General features: G+C 60.5%; 12 protein-coding genes and 2 pseudogenes. 7 read left to right on the forward strand and 7 right to left on the reverse strand.

The window, feature by feature from the left end; translation table 11 throughout:
• Positions 1-199: 199 nt before the first annotated feature.
• Positions 200-1,609: a type VI secretion system Vgr family protein gene (locus RHM58_RS30710; protein ID WP_322269028.1), complete on the forward strand. Its 1,410-nt coding sequence runs from the start codon at positions 200-202 to the stop codon at positions 1,607-1,609.
• Between the two features lie 196 nt (positions 1,610-1,805).
• Here RHM58_RS30710 and RHM58_RS30715 read toward each other — a convergent pair whose 3' ends face one another.
• Together RHM58_RS30715 and RHM58_RS30720 are read right to left on the reverse strand one after the other, a co-directional pair.
• Positions 1,806-3,203 (reverse strand): FAD-dependent oxidoreductase, encoded by a 1,398-nt coding sequence (locus RHM58_RS30715; protein ID WP_322270925.1) that lies wholly within the window; start codon positions 3,201-3,203, stop codon positions 1,806-1,808.
• A 63-nt stretch (positions 3,204-3,266) separates the two neighbouring features.
• Positions 3,267-4,592 carry an MFS transporter gene (locus RHM58_RS30720; RefSeq protein ID WP_201204698.1) on the reverse strand — a complete coding sequence of 442 codons (1,326 nt, stop codon included), beginning with the start codon at positions 4,590-4,592 and terminating at the stop codon, positions 3,267-3,269.
• Positions 4,593-4,859: 267 nt separating this feature from the next.
• Here RHM58_RS30720 and RHM58_RS30725 point away from each other — a divergent pair, with 267 nt between their 5' ends.
• Positions 4,860-5,732 (forward strand): LysR family transcriptional regulator, encoded by an 873-nt coding sequence (locus RHM58_RS30725; protein WP_201257125.1) that lies wholly within the window; start codon positions 4,860-4,862, stop codon positions 5,730-5,732.
• Between the two features lie 118 nt (positions 5,733-5,850).
• On the opposite strand, the gene RHM58_RS30730 is transcribed toward RHM58_RS30725, so the two are convergent.
• The gene (locus RHM58_RS30730; RefSeq protein ID WP_201257124.1) at positions 5,851-6,714 is read right to left on the reverse strand and encodes a LysR substrate-binding domain-containing protein; all 864 of its coding nucleotides are present in this window, start codon (positions 6,712-6,714) and stop codon (positions 5,851-5,853) included.
• Positions 6,715-6,823: 109 nt separating this feature from the next.
• Between RHM58_RS30730 and RHM58_RS30735 the strand changes: the two genes are divergently transcribed.
• The 3 genes and pseudogenes from RHM58_RS30735 (at position 6,824) to RHM58_RS30745 (ending at position 9,712) form a co-directional block, all read left to right on the forward strand.
• Entirely contained in the window at positions 6,824-7,933 is a 1,110-nt protein-coding gene (locus tag RHM58_RS30735; protein ID WP_322269029.1) for a 2-aminoethylphosphonate--pyruvate transaminase, read from the forward strand.
• Positions 7,934-8,085: 152 nt separating this feature from the next.
• Complete coding sequence (gene phnX / locus RHM58_RS30740; RefSeq protein ID WP_322269030.1) at positions 8,086-8,913, forward strand: phosphonoacetaldehyde hydrolase; 828 nt, start codon at positions 8,086-8,088, stop codon at positions 8,911-8,913.
• A gap of 239 nt (positions 8,914-9,152) precedes the next feature.
• Positions 9,153-9,712, forward strand: a pseudogene (locus RHM58_RS30745) (cytochrome b).
• Positions 9,713-9,830: 118 nt separating this feature from the next.
• Here the strand turns inward: RHM58_RS30745 and RHM58_RS30750 are convergent.
• Together RHM58_RS30750 and RHM58_RS30755 are read right to left on the reverse strand one after the other, a co-directional pair.
• Positions 9,831-10,747, reverse strand: a pseudogene (locus RHM58_RS30750) (1-aminocyclopropane-1-carboxylate deaminase/D-cysteine desulfhydrase).
• Between the two features lie 185 nt (positions 10,748-10,932).
• Positions 10,933-12,972: an NADPH-dependent 2,4-dienoyl-CoA reductase gene (locus tag RHM58_RS30755; protein ID WP_201204710.1), complete on the reverse strand. Its 2,040-nt coding sequence runs from the start codon at positions 12,970-12,972 to the stop codon at positions 10,933-10,935.
• A gap of 210 nt (positions 12,973-13,182) precedes the next feature.
• Here RHM58_RS30755 and RHM58_RS30760 point away from each other — a divergent pair, with 210 nt between their 5' ends.
• Together RHM58_RS30760 and RHM58_RS30765 are read left to right on the forward strand one after the other, a co-directional pair.
• On the forward strand, positions 13,183-14,313 hold the full coding sequence (locus RHM58_RS30760) for a carbon-nitrogen hydrolase family protein (RefSeq protein ID WP_201257121.1): 1,131 nt from the start codon (positions 13,183-13,185) through the stop codon (positions 14,311-14,313).
• Between the two features lie 3 nt (positions 14,314-14,316).
• Positions 14,317-15,354: an AraC family transcriptional regulator gene (locus RHM58_RS30765; RefSeq protein ID WP_201257120.1), complete on the forward strand. Its 1,038-nt coding sequence runs from the start codon at positions 14,317-14,319 to the stop codon at positions 15,352-15,354.
• A 349-nt stretch (positions 15,355-15,703) separates the two neighbouring features.
• Here the strand turns inward: RHM58_RS30765 and RHM58_RS30770 are convergent, their stop codons facing one another.
• Positions 15,704-16,570 (reverse strand): DUF2242 domain-containing protein, encoded by an 867-nt coding sequence (locus tag RHM58_RS30770; protein WP_201257119.1) that lies wholly within the window; start codon positions 16,568-16,570, stop codon positions 15,704-15,706.
• Between the two features lie 291 nt (positions 16,571-16,861).
• The gene (locus tag RHM58_RS30775; RefSeq protein WP_322269031.1) at positions 16,862-18,733 is read right to left on the reverse strand and encodes a SurA N-terminal domain-containing protein; all 1,872 of its coding nucleotides are present in this window, start codon (positions 18,731-18,733) and stop codon (positions 16,862-16,864) included.
• Positions 18,734-18,956 lie beyond the last annotated feature (223 nt).

Below are 18,956 nucleotides of genomic sequence, written 5' to 3' on the forward strand. Positions count from 1 at the left end.
ATTGGCCGACGCATGGCGGCAAGTTTATACGGCCTAAAGTCGGCAATCGACCAAAAATTCCATCCTGTACACCGACAGGACGCGTCGACATCTTCAACAGTGCTTGTAGGAGGATTCTGAAAAGTCGATTTGCGATGACTATTCAGGGCTGTGGTTTCGTACCCTCTGCGCCCCGTATGACATGGCAGAAGCACACGCGATGCACAACGACAAGGAAAGTCCCTTCACCTTGACCCTCGTCGAGGATGATTTGAGTCTGCAAGTGCTGCAGTTCAGTGGCTATGAAAGCCTCAATCAGCCCTATCGGTTCGACATCGAAGTGATCGGCCTGGCCCCGGCAATGAACCTCGAGCGACTGCTGCAACGACAGGCCTTTCTGAGCCTCGGTGATGGCCAGGGCATTCACGGCATTTTGCACAGTGCCAGTCGCGAGTACCGTGGCCCGCACCGGATCGGCTATCGACTGGTGCTGGTGCCGTACCTGCAACGCCTTGAACAACAGCGCACCCGACGGGTATTCCATCAGCTCAACGTGCCAGCGATTTTGCGCCAGTTATTGGAAGAACACGCATTGCCCGAGTACGGCTACCGCTTTGAACTCAGCACCGGGCACTACCCGGTACGGCCCTTTTGCATTCAATACGAAGAAACCGATCTGGCCTTGCTGCATAGGCTCTGCGAAGAAGAAGGCATTCACTATCACTTCGAACACCGCCGCGACGGGCATGTACTGGTGCTGGCCGATGATAGCCAGAGTTTCCCCCAGGCCCCGGTGCTGACACCTTTCCATGGCGATCCGCTTGAGGAGCCGGCCTTTGCCGCGATCCGAGAACTGTTCCAACGCCATGACTCGCCGCTGATCCTGCCGCAGAGATTGATTCACGACAGAAGCTGCGCCGCCGTCAGCTTTGGCGCAGCCAATCATCCGCTGATCGGTAAAAACCTGTTGAGCACGCGCCCTGCTGCCGGGCAACTGCACGGCGAGCAACGCAGTCGTCGGACGCTGGAACGGCTGCGCTGCCAACACCGGCAGGTCCATGGCCAAAGCGATCAGACGGGATTACTCAGCGGACGTATCGTGCAAGTGGAGCAACACCCAGTGGCGAGCTTCAACGACCAATGGCTGCTCACCGAGATCCGGCACCAAGGGCAACAACCCTCGATCCTCGCTCAAGACAAACCCTTTGCAGTCCCCGGCTACTGCAACCGGTTTAGCGCCATTCCCTGGTCGACGGTGTTCCGGCCCGCGCTCAAACAACTCAGGCCAAACATTCCCGGCTTTCAACCCGCTCAAGTGCTGGGCGAGCCCGGACAACCGGCGGCGCTCGATGAACAGGGCCGGATTCAGGTCAGCCTGTGGCCGGGACTGGCTGAGCAGGAGCCGGTTGGCCTGTGGCTGCCAGTGGCCATCGGTGCGTCCGACGACTCGTCCAGGCTCCCCGCTGCCGGCACTGATGTATACATCAGTTTTCTCGACAGCGACCCGGACCGACCGATCCTTTGCACCGGCTCAAGCCTGCCGCCCCCACACCTCACCCGCCCCCCGCCACCGCGCGGCGACACCCGCCTGCTGCTCGATTGGCTGGTCAATCGCCCGGATATACCCTGATGCCCACATTAGATTAGAGATTGAGCCAACATCGAACACCTGTGGCGAGGGAGCTTGCTCCCGCTGGGCTGCGAAGCGGCCCCCGGCATTCTGTCAGGCGCACCGCATTGGCTGACTTTACGACTGCTTCGCAGCCGAACGGGAGCAAGCGCCCTCACCACAGGTTCGGTGTCAGGGTTTAAAAGAACCCTGTGGCTCACCCCTTATCCGCCTTCCCCGCCGCCGCGGCGAATTTCGCCAGGCGCACGTCCAGACGCCGTGGCCGGTGGCCGTGGTCTTCGGCGTGTTCCTTGCGGCGGATGGCGTTGCGCACCATCAATGAACCCAGGTAACGAATCGGCTCCGGCGGGAAGTAACCCAACGGCCCGTTGACCAGCGGCGAGCGGGTCCACGGGTTATCAAGGCCTTGCACCATCGAGGCAAGAATCTGCCCGCCCATATGGCACGGCCCGACCCCGCTGCCGGAGTAACCGAAGCCGTAAAACACATTGCCGCTGGCGCTCATCTGGCCGAAGAACGGCAAACCGGTGACCGAACGATCCGAGGGACCGTTCCAGGTGGCCTCGACCTTGACCTCGGCAAATGCCGGAAAGAAGTCCGTCAGGCTGCTGCGCAACAGACCGGCATAGGGCGACGGTTGATCGAACACCGGCAACATCCGCCCGCCGTAGGCGAAGGTGTTGCCACCCTTGCCGAGCATGATCCGGCCGTCCGGGGTGTTGTGGTAGTAGTGCACGAAAATCCGCGAATCAAGCACCGTGACGCCACTGGTCAAGCCGATTTCACTGAGCAACTCCGGGCGCGGTTCGGTGATCAGCATGTCGCTGGAGACAATCGCCACGCTGCGTTCGAACTGCGGGAAGGCCCGGGCCATCCAGGCGTTCATCGCCAACACCACTCGATCTGCACGGACGGCGCCGCTCGGAGTGTGAATCGCCGCCGGCGTGCCCTCCTCCAGCCCGGTCATCGCGGTGTTTTCATGAATCCGCACACCGAGTTGCAACGCCACCCGGCGCAAGCCGCGCACCAGTTTGCCCGGTTGTACGCTAGCCGCTGCCGGGGAAAACCAGCCTTCCAGATGTTTGCCGGACCCGGCCATGCGCTGCACATCCGCCACCGGTCGCTGAGTAAAGGAGTTGATGCCGTTGCGTTCCAGCGCGGCGATCACCGCGTCGGTCGAGCCGCACTGGGCGCGATTGGTCGCGGTGTAAAGAGTGCCGTCGAGGCGGTAATCGGCATCGATTCCGTACTGTTCGCAGAACGCACCGATGGCGTGGATGCTGCGCTCCGACTCCTTGACCAGCCGCACCGCTTCTTCGACGCCGAACAACCGTTCAAGAGTGAAGTACTTGGCCGACCACGACAGTGCGCATCCGCCGTTGCGCCCACTGGCGCCGGCGCCGCAGATGTCGGCTTCGATCAGCAGCACGTCGAGTTCGGGGTTTTGCTCCTTGAGCATGATCGCGGTCCAGAGTCCGGTGTAGCCGGCGCCGACGATGCAGACGTCGGCGCGGGTGTCGCCGTCCAGCGCAGGGCAAGTTGCGGATGCATCGGCCTTCAAGGCTTGCTCCAGCCAAAAGGGTCTCATCGGGATTCTCCAGTCAGATGTCCACACGCCAACCTGCCGCCAGTGCAGCAGGCCGCGAGGGAAAGGGTTTCAGGTACGCAGGGGTTTGATGCTGATCGGCTGGTTGGGCACGAAGGTGGAGTCGGTTTGCAAGCCCGCCGGGCGGCTGTTCCAGTGCGGGATCAGCACGAACGCCGAGAACATCGCGCAACCGGCGAAGACGATGAACACCGTGACCGAATCGAAATAGCCCGGCAGTAAACCACCGAGAATCGCCCCGACCGAACCGCAGCCGTTCACAAAACCCGCCGCCGTGGCGCCGGCCTTGGCCGTGCCGAAATCAATCGCCGCCGCGCCGCTGATCATCGAGTCCGGCCCGTAAAGGGTCAGGCCCATGACAAACAACAGCGCCACCACCATCAACACGCTGCCGGTGTGCAAGGCACCCATGAACAGCGCCAGGGAAACCGTCAGCGCCAACAGACTGATCACACACGCCGGCATCCGCCGGGCGCCGAACAGCTTGTCGGAGGCCAAACCGATCATGATCGGCCCGAGTAGCCCGGCCAGTTCAAAAGACGTGGGAATGATCGCCGCGCCGACCTTGCCCACCGAGGGCATTTGTTCGAAAACAATCACCGGCCCCCAGAGCAAAATCGCGTAACGCGCCGGTTTCAGCAGGAAGTACGAGAGCCCGAGTACCAGCACGGTGCGGTTGCGCAGGATTTCCTTTAACGGCTCCCAAACGCTGATCTGGCTTTGTGCGTAGGCCGCTTCGACGCTCAACTCCGGTTCTGGCTCCACGGCGGGCAAGCCGACGTCTTCAGGCTTGTTGCGCTGAAGAAAGAAGAACAGCACCGCCACCACGCCGACCACCGCCGCACTGGAAAAGAACGCCGCGTGCCAGGTGCCGATCAGTGTGTAGGCCCACCAACCGGCGAATGGTGAAGCCACCAATCCACCAAAGGCGTAGCAGGAACTCCACAACCCGAGCACCCGCCCGCGCTGTTCGGCGGGGAAGAAACTGCCGAGGTTCTTGCACAGTCCCGACCATCCGGTGGACTGGGCCAACCCTTGAATCAGCATGCAAGTAGCGAAGATCGGCAACGTGGCAAAACTGCCCATCACCACCGCGGCCGCGGCGGAAATCAGCAACCCGCCGAGCACCACGACCCGTGGGCCAAAGCGATCGGCGAGGATGCCCCAGGTGAATTGGCCAATGGCGTAGGCCGCCAGATAGATCGCGTCGAGGTTGGCCATGGCCATTTTGTCGAGCAGGAAGGTAGGGTCTTCGCCGATCCCCAGTTTGGCCACGGAAAACGCTTTGCGAGTGAAGTAGAAAGCGGCGTAAGCGAGCCAGGTGATCGCGAAGATCTGCACGCGCCAACGCTTGATGGTGCCGATGGGATTGTTCATTGTGGTTCTGACCTCAGGGTGTGAGTGTGCCGGCAGAAATTAAGAAATAACGCCTGTTTTTTTATTGTTGAGCACTTCGATATCGCTGCTTCCCTGAGGCGATATCGGTCAGATGAGTCCTGCTGTTGCACGCACAGACTCATGGCGCCCGATGCTGTTCGACTGACCAGTCAGCGGGGCTGAGGCCGATAAAAACAATTACTGATTAATAAGTGAAATCGATTTATCGTATTTCCAATATAAGTTCAGCTTGTTACTGGAGGTTCGATGTCGGTCTCCCACGCCCAGCTCAAAGCCTTCCACGCCGTGGCCGTGCACGGCGGCTTCACCAAAGCCGCCGAGCGGCTGTTTCTCACGCAACCGGCGATTTCCGACCAGGTGCGCAAACTCGAAGAGCGGTTTGGGGTGCTGCTGTTCCACCGCAACAAACGCTCGGTACGCCTGACCGACCTCGGTGAGCGCTTGTTGAGCATCACCCAGCGCCTATTCGTCATCGAAGCCGAAGCCCAGGAGTTATTGCAGGACTCCCAGGCGTTGCAGACCGGCAGCCTGATCCTCGCCGTGGATGCACCGGTGCACGTACTGCCGCAGATCGCCCGGTTTTGCGAGCGATACCCCGGCATCAGCGTGAAGATCGAAACCGGCAACACTGATGAATCGTTGTTTCGGCTGTTCAACTATCAGGCCGACCTGGCGTTGCTCGGCCGGGATGTCAGCGACGAGCGATTGATCTCGCTGCCGTTGCGCAATGACCCGATGGTGGCGTTCGTCTCGCGCAGTCATCCGTGGGCGAGTCGCGAGTCCATCTGCCTGGCGGACCTGGACGACACGCCGCTGGTGCTGCGGGAAATCGGTTCGGTGACGCGCCAGACCCTGGAAGAGGAAATGGCCGGGGCCGGGTTTCGGATTCGTCCGGCGATTGAGGTTGAAGGCCGGGAAGCGGCGCGCGAAGCGGTGGTAGTCGGGATTGGTGTCGGGGTAGTGTCAGCGGCGGAGTTTGGTGCAGATTCGCGGGTTTGCGCGTTGCCGATTACCGACTGCAAGCGGCGGCTGACCGAGACGCTGGTGTGCTTGCGCGAGCAGAGTTCGCGGCGGGTGGTGGCGACGTTTCTGGAGATGGTGCGCGAGAGTCTTGTGTAGGCAGGTCCGGCCCCTTCGCGGGCAAGCCACGCTCCCACAGGTTTGCGCCGTACACAAGATTGGGGACTGGCATAAATCCTGTGGGAGCGTGGCTTGCCCGCGAAGGCCGCACCTCGGTCTACTGGCTTGGTGCCAAATCCAGAAACGCCTGAATCAAGCGCAAATCCCGCCGCCGTTCCATGCACCCGATCATGTGCCGATTGACCAACCCTTCCCCCAAAATCGGCACCGCCGCCACCCGCGGGTCATGGCTGACTTCCACCGACGACACCACCCCTACGCCTAATTCAGCGGCGACAGCCTCGGTCACCGCCTCACGGCTATCCAGTTCCAGCAACACCCGCGGGCTGACCTTCGCCTGACTGCACGCCTCATCAAACGTACGCCGAGTAATCGAACTCGGCTCGCGCAACACCATGATCACCTGATCCAGTTCCTTGAGCGGCAAACCCTTCGCACGCTGCGCCCAAGGATGCCCGGCCGGCACTAGCGCGCAGATCCTTGACTCGCTCAACGCTTGCAGATGCAGGCCCTTGCGCGGTTCGACCTCGGTCAGCACCGCCACGTCGGCATGCTCGGACAACAACGCCGCCAAGGTTTCCTGAGCGTTACCCAAGCGCAAATTCACGGTAATTCCCGGATACCGCGCCCGCAAACTGGCGAGCATCGGCATGACCATGTGCGGCCCGTCCGCCGCCACTTCCAGACGCCCGGTGAGCAATTGCCGGTTGGCTTCCAGCATCACCTGCGCCTCTTCGGCGAGACCAAACATCGCCCGGGTGATCGCCGCCAGTTTGGTGCCCTCCTCCGTTAACTCCACCCGCCGGGCGGTACGGCGCAACAGGGTGATCTGGTAGTGCTCCTCCAGCGCCTTGATGTGCCCGGTGACCGCCGGCTGGCTGATGAACAGTCGCGCGGCGGCCCGAGTAAAGCTGCCCTCGCGGGCCACCGCGTCGAATGCGCGAAGCTGAAACAGATTCATGAATAACTCTCACTGATGACTGGCATAACAACAAACAATTTGATTGATGTGACGGCAAATTGCAATTTAAGCCCCGTAGGTTCATCCCATCGATTGCGAGGACACGAGAATGAGTACTGCCGAACCCATCCTGCTCACCCCCGGCCCATTGACCACGTCGCGCCGCACCCGTCAGTCGATGATGGTCGACTGGGGTTCATGGGATGACCGCTTCAACCAACTGACCGCCAGCCTCTGCGAGCAACTGTTGGCGATCATCAACGGTGCCGACAGTCACCACTGCGTACCCCTGCAAGGCAGCGGCACCTTCGCCGTCGAAGCAGCGATCGGCACGCTGGTGCCTCGCGACGGTAAAGTCCTGGTGCTGATCAACGGCGCCTACGGCAAACGCCTGGCGAAGATCTGCGAAGTGCTCGGCCGCCCGTTCAGCACCTTCGAAACCGCCGAAGACGAACCGACCACCGCTTCTGACGTTGATCGCCTGCTGCGGGCTGATCCGAGCATCACTCACGTCGCGCTGATCCATTGCGAAACCAGCACCGGCATCCTCAACCCGCTGCCGGAAATCGCTCAGGTTATTGCGCAACAGGGCAAGCGCCTGATCATCGACGCGATGAGTTCCTTTGGCGCCCTGCCAATCGATGCGCAGCAGGTGCCGTTCGACGCGCTGATCGCCGCCTCGGGCAAATGCCTGGAAGGTGTGCCGGGGATGGGTTTCGTCTTCGCTCGCAAAGAATCCCTGGCGAATGCCGCCGGCAACACGCATTCGTTGGCGATGGACTTGTTCGACCAGCACACCTACATGGCCAAGACCGGCCAATGGCGCTTCACCCCGCCGACCCACGTAGTCGCGGCGCTGCACGAAGCCCTGCTGCAATACAACGAAGAAGGCGGTTTGCCGGCGCGGCATCAGCGCTACGCCAACAACTGTCAGGTGCTGCTCGATGACATGGCCAAACTTGGTTTGCGCAGCTTCCTGCCCGCCGCGATCCAGGCGCCGATCATCGTCACCTTCCATGCGCCGAAAGACCCGCGCTACCAGTTCAAGGAATTCTACGAACGGGTCAAGGCCAAGGGTTTCATTCTGTATCCGGGCAAATTGACCCAGGTCGAGACCTTCCGTGTCGGCTGCATCGGCCACGTCAATCCGCCAGAGATGCACGCGGCCGTGGCGGCGATTGCCGAGGTGCTGCAGGAAATGGAAGTCCTCGAAATCTAAATCACACCGCCATCCCTTGTGGGAGCGGGCTTGCTCGCGAAAGAGGTCTGACATTCAACATTGATGTCGACTGACACACCACTTTCGCGAGCAAGCCCGCTCCCACCAAAAGCAGCCCTTCATTAGCCAGTTGCCACAGGATTCTGATCACCATGAACTACAGCAACCCAACCAAACTCCAAGCCGCCATCCTCGACTGGGCCGGCACCGTGGTCGATTTCGGTTCGTTCGCGCCGACCCAGATTTTTGTCGAAGCCTTCGCCGAGTTCGACGTTCAGGTTTCCATTGAAGAAGCTCGCGGGCCGATGGGCATGGGCAAGTGGGACCACATCCGCACCCTGTGCGATCAGCCGCAAGTCGCCGAGCGTTATCGCAAGGCGTTCGGCCGCACACCGACCGACGATGACGTCACCGCCATCTATAAGCGCTTCATGCCGCTGCAAATCGAAAAAATCGCCGAGCACTCGGCGCTGATCCCCGGCGCTCTGGCAACTATCGCCAATCTGCGCCAGCAAGGCATCAAGATCGGCTCCTGCTCCGGCTACCCGAAACAGGTCATGGACAAAGTCGTGGAACTGGCCGCCACCAACGGCTACATCGCCGATCACGTGGTCGCCACCGACGAGGTGCCGAACGGCCGTCCATGGCCGGCTCAGGCCCTGGCCAACGTGATTGCCCTGGGGATCGATGATGTTGCGGCCTGCGTGAAGATCGACGATACCGTGCCGGGCATTCTTGAAGGTCGCCGCGCCGGCATGTGGACCGTGGCGCTGATCTGCTCCGGTAACGCGCTGGGCCTGGACTACGCGGGTTATCAGGCCCTCGGCAGCGAGGAACTGGCCAGCGAGCGCAAGCGTATCCACGCCATGTTCGAAGGCTCACGCCCGCATTACATGATCGACACCATCGGCGATTTGCCGCAAGTGATAGCCGATATCAACAAGCGTCTGGCCAACGGCGAAATGCCGCAAACCAACTGATGCACTGTAGGAGCGTGGCTTGCCCGCGAAGGCGTCCTGCCAGTCGATATCCATGTTTAATGGTCGGACGCTTTCGCGGGCAAGCCTCGCTCCTACACGCTTTTTTGTTGTCAATTAGCTGAACGAGTGCGTTGAACGGGCAAATCGCCTCAGGCAAATCCGGCAAAACAGGATTACAGTTAAAGCACAGCGCCGCACAAGAACGGCACTTTAAGCATTGACCTGTGGAGAGCCCCCGTATGCCCTGGAAGAACTCCGACTCACGTTACAGCACGGTATCGATCACCTTGCACTGGCTAATGCTGGTCTTGTTGATACTGGTTTACGCGTGCATCGAATTTCGCGGGATCTTTCCCAAAGGCAGTGGTGGCCGCACGCTGATCACTGAATCGCACTACTTACTGGGCCTGACGGTGTTTGTGCTGGTTTGGCTGCGTTTGTTCGCCCGCAGCCTGGGCCCGGCGCCGCAAATCTTCCCGGCTTCCCCCATTGGCAGACCACACTGGCCAAGGTGATGCATTGGGCGCTGTACCTGTTCATGATCGCCATGCCGATCCTCGGCTGGCTGGTGACCAGCGCCAAGGGCAATCAGGTGATGTTCTACGGCTTCGACCTGCCGTTGCTGGTCCACGAAGACAAGGCGCTGGCCAAGCAGATCCAGGGCTGGCATGAACTCGGCGGCACTATCGGTTATTGGCTGATCGGCCTGCACGCCGTGGCCGGGCTGTATCACCACTATGTGGTGGGCGATAACACGTTGTTGCGGATGATGCCTAAGCGGGCGACGCGCAATACCTGAACTCAACAAAAGCCCTGTGGGAGCGGGCTTGCTCGCGAAAGCGGACTGACACTCAAAATTGATGTCAGCTGACACACTGCCTTCGCAAGCAAGCCCGCTCCCACATGGACCTGCGGTGTCAGTTGAAGCCGCGGCGGCCCTGCAAGCCGCCGGTGTGGATGAAGATGAGCCGCGTTCCCCGGGTAAATCTTCCGGCTTCAACCTGCTGCTTGAGCGCTAATAGCGCCTTGCCGGTGTACAACGGCTCCAAAGGAATACGGCTGGCCTGCTCGGCCTGTTCGATGAACTCCAGCAACAACGGATCAACCTTGGCAAATCCGCCACGACTTGCCTCGAACAGCTCATAAACCGGGTTTGCCAACCCGCCCTCCCGCACAATCGATTCAACCTGCTGCGCCACGCCATGATCGTCGGGCACCGCCAATGCGCCGTAAACCGGACGCTCACCCGCCTCCGCCAGTACCAAACCGGCCAGGGTGGTGCCGGTTCCGCAGGCCAGCCACCAACCGTCGTAGTCGCTCCAGCCCAAACCGTTCAACTGCTCAGTGACCTGATCCTTGAGCTGCATGCAGCCGCGCGCGCCGCGCAAACCGCCGCCTCCCTCAGGCACCGCTTGCAATGTCGGGTACTGCACCTGCCACGGCTGCCAGAAACCCGGCTCGTGCCGCGCGCGGTAACCGGCGTAACCCAACCAGTGCAGCTGCATGCCGAAGTCTTGCAGATCCTTTACGGTCGGAGTGTCTTGCGGATGACCGCGCAGCAGGCCAACGGTTTTGAAGCCGAAGCGTTTGCCTGCTGCAGCCAATGCGTGCAGGTGATTGGAGTGAGCGCCGCCGAGGCTGATGATGCCGTCGGCACCAGCCTGGTCTGCGGCGTTGAGGTGTTCGATGAGTTTGAACCACTTGTTGCCGCTGATCAGCGGGTCGATTTGGTCCAGGCGCAGGATGGCGAGCTGGATGTCGGCAGCGGTGAGCCAGTCCAGTTGGAGGGGGTTGAGGGGGCTTTCGGGAGCCAAGTGTCGGAAGGGAGAAGCATCGATGCCGGCTCTGGGTTAAGAGCCGGCATCTTAGCAGTAGACTTGTGGCGAGGGGCTTGCCCCCGTTGGGCTGCGCAGCAGTCGCAAATCCATTCAACGCGGTAAATCTGACACACCGCACTGCATGGTTTTGGGGCCGCTTCGCAGCCCAACGGGGAAAGCCCCTCGCCATAGGGGCTATGTTTTACAACTCAGCCGCCAACCGCGAACCCTGATTGATCGCCCGCTTGGCATCCAGCTCCGCCGCCACGTCCGCGCCACCAATCAAATGCACGTTCTGCCCGGCCGCCACCAGACCGTCCTGCAACTCACGCAACGGGTCCTGCCCGGCGCAGATCACGATGTTGTCCACCGGCAGCACTTGCGGCTCGCCGGTTTCGCCGATACGGATGTGCAGGCCTTCGTCGTCGATTTTCAGGTATTCAACGCTGTTAAGCATCTGTACCTGCTTGTTCTTCAAACCGGTCCGGTGAATCCAGCCAGTGGTCTTGCCCAGGCCGTCGCCGACTTTGGAGTTCTTGCGTTGCAGCAGGAACACCTCGCGGGCCGGCGCATGAGGCTGGGCCTTGATGCCGGCCACGCCGCCGCGTGCTTCCAGATGCGTATCGATACCCCACTCTTTCCAGAACGCTTCACGGTCCAGGCTGGTGGCAACCCCTTCGTGAACCAAATACTCCGAGACGTCGAAACCAATACCTCCGGCGCCAATCACTGCAACGCGCTTGCCCACCGGTTTACGCTCAAGAATCACGTCCAGGTAGCTCAACACCTTGGCGTTGTCGACGCCGGGAATTGCCGGGGTACGCGGCGCGATGCCAGTGGCAAGGATGATCTCGTCGTAACCGCCGGCCACCAATTGCGCCACGTCCACGCGGGTGTTCAGGCACACCTCAACATTGGTGGTCTGCAACTTGCGGTTGAAGTAGCGAAGGGTTTCGAAGAACTCTTCCTTGCCCGGCACGCGCTTGGCGATGTTGAACTGACCACCGATTTCGCTGGCCGAATCAAACAACGTCACCTGATGGCCACGCTCCGCAGCCACAGTTGCAGCGGACAGACCCGCAGGGCCGGCACCGACCACGGCGATTTTCTTGATCTGCTGCACCGGCAGGTAATTGAGCTCGGTTTCATGGCAGGCCCGCGGGTTAACCAGGCAACTGGTCAACTTGCCGCCGAAGGTGTGGTCCAGGCAGGCCTGGTTGCAGCCGATGCAGGTATTGATTTCATCGGCGCGGCCAGCGGCAGCCTTGTTGACGAAGTCCGGGTCCGCGAGGAACGGCCGCGCCATGGACACCATGTCGGCATCGCCTTCGGCCAGAATCTGCTCGGCGATTTCCGGGGTGTTGATACGGTTGGTGGTGATCAGCGGAATGCTCACCGAGCCACGAAGCTTGGCCGTGACCTTGCTGAACGCCGCTCGCGGCACTTTGGTGGCGATGGTCGGAATCCGCGCTTCGTGCCAGCCAATACCAGTGTTGATGATGGTCGCGCCGGCCTGCTCGATGGCTTTGGCTAGCGTGACGATTTCTTCCCAACTGCTGCCACCTTCCACCAGGTCGAGCATCGACAGGCGGTAGATGATGATGAAGTTCGGACCGACTGCTTCGCGTACGCGGCGGACGATTTCTACCGGCAGGCGCATGCGGTTTTCGTAGCTGCCACCCCAACGGTCGGTGCGGTGGTTGGTGTGGGCCGCGAGGAACTGGTTAATGAAATAACCTTCGGAACCCATGATCTCGACGCCGTCGTACTCGGCGGTTTGTGCCAGCACCGAGCAGGTGACGAAATCGCTGATCTGCTTCTCGATGCCTTCCTCGTCCAGCTCTTTGGGCTTGAACGGGTTGATTGGCGCCTGGATCGCACTTGGTGCGACTTGCTTTGGGCTGTAGGCATAACGACCGGCGTGGAGGATCTGCATGCAGATCTTGCCACCCGCCTCATGCACCGCGCGGGTGACGATCTGGTGCTTGAGGGCTTCTTCCTCGGTGGTCAGTTTGGCCGCGCCGGAGTAAACGCCGCCCTCATCGTTCGGGCCAATACCGCCCGTGACCATCAGGCCAACGCCGCCTCGGGCACGCTCGGCAAAATACGCCGCCATGCGCTCGAAGCCACCGGGCTTTTCCTCAAGCCCGGTGTGCATCGAGCCCATCAGGGTGCGGTTGCGCAGCGTGGTAAAACCCAGGTCCAGCGGGGCCAACAGGTGCGGGTAATGAGCGGCGGCCATCGGTAACTCCACATCGAGCGATCACGGAAAAAGTGCAGGAGCTCTTCGGCCCCCGTCAGTCATGTTGGACAGACTAAGAGTCGCGCCGCCGTCTCTCAATGACCGTAACTGACAACTTATTGATCCAAATGTGCAGCGCCCCTTGGCAAGCGTCGGCGTGGGCCCTACCCTAGTCGACGAATCCCGCACACGGCCGTTGACTGCTTTCCCATGCGTAAACTTCTGTACCTGACCTTTTCCATGGCGTTGATCGCCGCCCTCACGACCTACGCCATGTGGGCCGCGGACCGTCCGGCGGGTCATTACCTGTCGGACCTGCGAATCAATCTGGCGGTCGATCAAGGCACACCGGCCGATCGCGGCAACCTGCTGGGTATCCAGCCCGAGCTGTTCCCCACCGACTACCAAAGCCCCGAGCGCCTGCACCGCAAGCTCGCGGCCTATCTGCAAAAAGCCCAGGACCAGGGCCTGCTGAATGAAAAAACCATCGTCGTGCTCCCGGAACATGTCGGCACCTGGCTGATGGTCAGCGGCGAGAAAGATGAGCTGTACCAGGCCAGCACGCTCCAGGAAGCGATGAACTGGCTGGCGGCGAGCAATCCATTGCAGTTCGTCCGCGCCCTGATTAGCGCCAAGGGCGCCAGCCGTCTCGATGATGCTCACCTGCGCATGAAAGCCAAAAGCATGGCCAAGGATTACCAGGCTCTGTTTGGTGGTTTGGCGAAAGAATTCCACGTGACGTTGGTAGCCGGCTCCATCGTGCTGCCAGAGCCCAGCGTTATCGATGGCACGTTGAAAATCGGCCACGGCGCACTGTTCAACAGCAGTGTGGTGTTCGGTCGCGACGGTTTGCCGATCGGCCAGCCGCAGCGGCAGATGCACCCGATCTTCGATGAACAGGACACCCTCGCCGCCAACACCGACCATACGGTCAACGTTGTTGATACCCCGGCCGGACGCCTGGGCATCTTGATCGGCAGCGACAGTTGGTACCCGGACAACTACCGCAAACTCGACGAACAAGGCGCGCAACTGGTGGCGGTCCCGGCGTACATCGTCGGCCACGGAACCTGGGACAAGCCGTGGCGCGGTTACAAGGGCCTGTCGACGCCAAGCTCCGTCAGCCTCAAGGCCGGCGAACTCAGCGAAGGCCAGGCCTGGCATCGCCTGACCCTGATCGCCCAACCACCCAGCAGCCAGGCCATCGCCGGCATCAGCGTGTTCCTGCGCGGGCAGTTCTGGGACAAGGGCAGCGCCGGTCAGAGCTTTCTCAGCGCCAACGGCCAGCACTCCGCCGACAGCAATGTCCGGGGTGCGCGCCTGTTGAACCTCTGGTTATAAACGATGAAACCGCTGCCGATGCGCCTCGGGGATCTGTCGGTGGGCTTTGTTCATAGCCTGGCCGACGCTGTGCGCAGCCATGGCGCTGACCCTCAGCCATTGCTCGACCAGTACGGCCTCGACGCCGCTCGCTTGAGCGAAGCAGGCGCCCGGCTCTCTATCCCGCGCTATATGCGCCTGGGCCACGGGGCGATTCAACTGACCGGTGACCCGGCGCTGGGCTTGCGCATGGGTCAACTCAGTCGCTTGAGTCAGGCGGGCCTGGCCGGTGTCACCGCCGCCCAGGCCCCGACGGTGCGGGAAGCGGCGCGTTGCCTGATTCGCTTCGAAGCCTTGTACGGGTCCAACTATCGCGGCCAGTCGAGTTTCCACGAAGACGCCCGGGGCGCATGGCTGCGGTTCTATTCCATCAGCCCTTACAACGCCTACAACCGCTTCGTGGTGGACTCGATCATCGCAGGCTGGTTGCAGCAATTGTCCAGCGTAAGCCCTGCCCCGCTGCGGGCCGAACGCATCGAGATCGAATTCGAAGAAACGCAGTATAGAGAAGCCTACAACGTATTTGATTGCCCGATCCAGTTCGGCGCCGAACACAATCAATTGCGTCTGAGCCTGGCCAGCCTCGCCCAGCGCAACCCGCAACATTGCCCGAGCACCTGGCGGCACCTGCTGCAATTATGTGAACGGGAACTGGAGCAACTGACACGCACCCGTAGCCTGCGTGAACGCATCACTCAGTTACTGGGGCCGTTGCTCAACGGTGGCCGGGAACCCGACCTGGAAGAAGTGGCGGCACGCCTGAAGCTACCCACCTGGACCTTGCGTCGCAAACTCGCCGAGGAAGGCACGCAGTTTCGTGCAATTCTCAACGACACGCGCCGCGACCTGGCCATGACCTACATCCGCGATACCGAACTGGCGTTCGGGGAAATCGCTTATCTGCTCGGCTTTGCCTCAGCCGAAGCCTTTCAACGGGCCTTCAAACGCTGGAACGGCCAGACACCCGGCGAATTTCGCCGCAGTCATCGCCAATCCGCGTAAAGCCTTACAGCTCGGTAGCGTCTTCAGCCGGTTCCAGCGGATCCAGTTCAAACGCCTGATACTCGAGCAACTCTTCTTGATAATCGTCCATCGCGGTGTCCCCCATCGCTCATTGAAATACCTGATCAAATGACCAGCGCCTTGAGCATAAAGTGCCCACGTGAAAGAAAAATGACGCCGGCACGACGCTCAACCGCTACTTGATAAAACGTAGCAGGTGGTCAGGAATTTATCACAGGATTTTTTCGATACAGTCCGTAGGACAACGGCCTGGTTTGACGTCGGTCAATCTTGATGGCGGTTACGGGATACGTGCCGTCTGCACACGCTCCCGTAACGCCTGGGTCGCTTACTGGCCGGAGGACGGCATGGCCGGGATTGGCTCGCTTGGCGCCGGCATGTTGTCCGGGTGCACCGGTGGAGTGATGGTCTCGGTGCTTGGGGCTGGCTCAGACGTTTGAGCCGGGGTGATTGGCGCAGCTTCCGGCGGCGGTGCGACCGGCTCCGAAGCAACAGGAGCAACCTCGATAACGGCGGGCGCGACTACCGGAGCGGCGACCGGAACCACTACAGGTTCTGCGGCAGGTGCCGCGGTTGGCGTTGGCGCCAGTGCTGCGGGTACTGCCTTGGGTTCAGGTACGCCCAGGTCAGTTTTAGGCTTCTCGACGATGTGCGCCGCTTTCTTCGCTTCCGGCGGCAGGAACAACTCCACCAGAGTAAAGAAACGCTCGTAGAACTTGGCCGAGGACACGGTTTCGCTGGCGACCTTGACCATCGAATCATCGGAGGAGCCGATCGGCATCGACACCGAGCCCAACACGCCTACACCGAGGCTGGCAGAGTTGTTGGTCTTCTTCAGCGCGTAGCGGTCCTGCAAGGCGTTGGCGAACATGGTCGCGTGGTGCCCCTCGGTGCCGTCATCGGCACAGACCACACTGAAGCTGATCTCCATGTGGGTCTCGCCAGTCTGCTGGAAGCTCTTGTGCCCGCTGACCAGTTTCGGATCGCTGCTGGTGATGATATAGCCCTGGCTGAGCAAGGCGCGACGAGCGGCTTCGCAGGTCTGTGCATCGCTCACCGGGTAGTTGCGTGAAAACGTTCCGGAGTCGTCGAAGTTCTCATGCTCATAGATGGCGGCTTTTTTCGACGAACAACCGGCAGCAGCGGCTAGCACCAGCGCCAGCCCGACGACACGCATGGGAATTGACTTAAACATTGAACATCCTGAGGGGAAACGGTCCGGGGCGTATTGTGCTACAGAACGATGCTTAGGTGCGCATCGATTAGTGTCTTAAAACGGTTACAGGTGTGTTGACCGTTATATGCAGGAAAAGTCGCGCGGGGTTGTGGATTCCCGATGGACAGGGGAAAAAATCAAAAGATCGCAGCCTTCGGCAACTCCTACGCGTCTGTGGGTGCCGCCGAAGGCTGCGATCTTTTGCTTCACCCACAAAAAACCCCAGCCTTTCGGCCGGGGTCCTTGTGTCGCGCAAAACTCAGTCAGCCATCAGTAACGCTTGATGTCAGCTTCGCTTTCCAACTGCTTGCGGTAGGCCGCAAAGTCTTGCTGGCCAACACGCGAAGCGAGGAAGCGACGGTATTGAGCCTTCTCTTCATCGGTCGGCGCTGTGGCTTCGTTCACGCCGTTAAGACGCACGATCACCAGGCTACCATCGGCCAGGGTCACGCTGCTGAACGTCGGCTTGTCCTTGGCGGCTGGCTTAGGCATGCGGAACAGCGCTTGCAGCACGGTTGGGTCAACCCCTTCCTGCGCACGAGTGGCTGCTGCGGTGACTTTCCAGTTCTGGCCGTCGATCGCCTTGTCCAGCGGTGTCTTGCCATCGCGCAGGCTGGCGATCAGCTCATCAGCCTTGGTCTTGGCGGCAGCACTGGCGTGCTCCTTGGCCAATTGCGTGCGGATGCTGGCAGCCACGCTTTCCAGTGGCAACTGCGAAGGCTTCAAGTGCTCTTTGGCATGCAGCACGATCACGGTTTCCGGGTCCAGTTCGATGGCGGTGCTGTTGGCACCTTCATCCAGTACTTCTTGACTGAACGCTGCAGTGACTACGGCACGGTTGGCCGCAACACCTTCGCCACCTTCACGACCGAACGGTGCGGAAGTGTGAACGGTCAGTTTCAGGTCCTGCGCTGGCTGGACCAGGTCAGAAGCTTCGAACGCGGAGTCTTCCAGTTGCTTGCTCGCCTCAACGAAACGCTGCTCGACCTGCTGGGTTTTCAGCTCGCGGGTCAGCTTGCCTTTGAGGCTGGCAAACGTTGGAACTTCCGGCGCTTCAACACCCAACAGCTTGATCAGGTGGAAACCGAAGTCGGTACGAATTGGCTGGGATACTTGATCCTTGGTCAACGAATACAGGGCTTTTTCGAACGCTGGATCGTAGACACCAGGACCGGCGTAACCGAGGTCACCACCGTTGTTCGCCGAACCCGGATCCTGGGAGAATTCCTTGGCCAGAGCCTCGAATTTCTCGCCTTTGGCCAGACGCGCCTGAACTTCTTCGATCTTGGCCTTGGCTTGCGCCTCGGTGACCTTGTCGTTCACTTCGATCAGAATGTGCGCAGCCCGGCGTTGTTCGGCCAGGTTGGCGGTTTCTTTCTGATAGGCCGCTTGCAGGTCTTCGTCTTTAACGCTGATTTCGTCGAAGAAGGAAGCCTTCTTCAACTCCAGGTAATCGATGACCACCTGATCCGGCGTCATGAATTCCTTCGCGTGCTCGTCGTAGTAAGCCTTGACCTCATCGTCGGTCAGCTTCACAGCTGCCGGGTCAACCTTGATGTTCAAGGAAGCGAAATCGCGAGTCTGTTTTTCCAGACGGGCGAAGGCCAGAACCTGTGCGTCAGTGACAAAACCACTACCCGCCAGGCCAGCGCGCAGCTGACCGATCAGCATTTCCTGAGCCAGCATCTGGCGGAATTGCATGCGGCTGTAGCCCAACTGACGAATCACCTGGTCAAAACGCTCAGAACTGAACTTGCCGTCAGCCTGGAATTCAGGCGTCTGCAGGATCACTTGGTCCAAAGCAGCTTCGGAGAAAGCGAATTTCGATTTCTCTGCGCCTTGCAGCAGCAGTTTGCGATCGATCAGGCCTTTGAGGGCCGATTCGCGCAGCATTTTTTCGTCGAGCAAGGAAGCGTCGAAATCCTTACCCAGCTGTTGCATCAGCTGACGGCGTTGCATGTCGACAGCCTGGCTCAGCTCGTTCTGGCTGATCTCTTCGCCGTTGACCTTGGCCGCATCATTGCTGTGCGTCGTGGCCTTGAAAATGGCATCGAAACCGGTCAAAGCCATCAGTGCAACGATGACCCCGATAATGGTCTTGGCAATCCAGCCTTGTGAATTGTCCCTGATATTCTGCAGCATGCGTCCCCCAGAAACGGTTGAACTTCAAAGTTAGGCAACCGTGGAGCGTGGGTAGAATCCGGATAGAAGAAAGGCGCATCCGAGGATGCGCCTTCTCGTAACTGACGGAGCGGACCGAGGGCTCGAACATGCGACCCTCGGTGTCTCAGATCAGCGATATGCTGACTGGACTACCGCTCCGCTGCCAGGTCAGGCATGACCCCGACCCGGATAGGCAAAAACC

It is taken from the genome of Pseudomonas sp. 10S4, assembly GCF_034344865.1.
Classification (GTDB): Bacteria; Pseudomonadota; Gammaproteobacteria; order Pseudomonadales; family Pseudomonadaceae; genus Aquipseudomonas.

What these genes read in the sequence shown, in the direction of transcription:
- RHM58_RS30710 (WP_322269028.1), top strand. Translation starts at nt 200, where the DNA reads ATGCACAACGACAAGGAAAGTCCCTTCACCTTGACCCTCGTCGAGGAT.
- RHM58_RS30720 (WP_201204698.1), bottom strand. Translation starts at nt 4,592, where the DNA reads ATGAACAATCCCATCGGCACCATCAAGCGTTGGCGCGTGCAGATCTTC.
- RHM58_RS30725 (WP_201257125.1), top strand. Translation starts at nt 4,860, where the DNA reads ATGTCGGTCTCCCACGCCCAGCTCAAAGCCTTCCACGCCGTGGCCGTG.
- RHM58_RS30730 (WP_201257124.1), bottom strand. Translation starts at nt 6,714, where the DNA reads ATGAATCTGTTTCAGCTTCGCGCATTCGACGCGGTGGCCCGCGAGGGC.
- RHM58_RS30735 (WP_322269029.1), top strand. Translation starts at nt 6,824, where the DNA reads ATGAGTACTGCCGAACCCATCCTGCTCACCCCCGGCCCATTGACCACG.
- phnX (WP_322269030.1), top strand. Translation starts at nt 8,086, where the DNA reads ATGAACTACAGCAACCCAACCAAACTCCAAGCCGCCATCCTCGACTGG.
- RHM58_RS30755 (WP_201204710.1), bottom strand. Translation starts at nt 12,972, where the DNA reads ATGGCCGCCGCTCATTACCCGCACCTGTTGGCCCCGCTGGACCTGGGT.
- RHM58_RS30760 (WP_201257121.1), top strand. Translation starts at nt 13,183, where the DNA reads ATGCGTAAACTTCTGTACCTGACCTTTTCCATGGCGTTGATCGCCGCC.
- RHM58_RS30765 (WP_201257120.1), top strand. Translation starts at nt 14,317, where the DNA reads ATGAAACCGCTGCCGATGCGCCTCGGGGATCTGTCGGTGGGCTTTGTT.
- RHM58_RS30770 (WP_201257119.1), bottom strand. Translation starts at nt 16,570, where the DNA reads ATGTTTAAGTCAATTCCCATGCGTGTCGTCGGGCTGGCGCTGGTGCTA.
- RHM58_RS30775 (WP_322269031.1), bottom strand. Translation starts at nt 18,733, where the DNA reads ATGCTGCAGAATATCAGGGACAATTCACAAGGCTGGATTGCCAAGACC.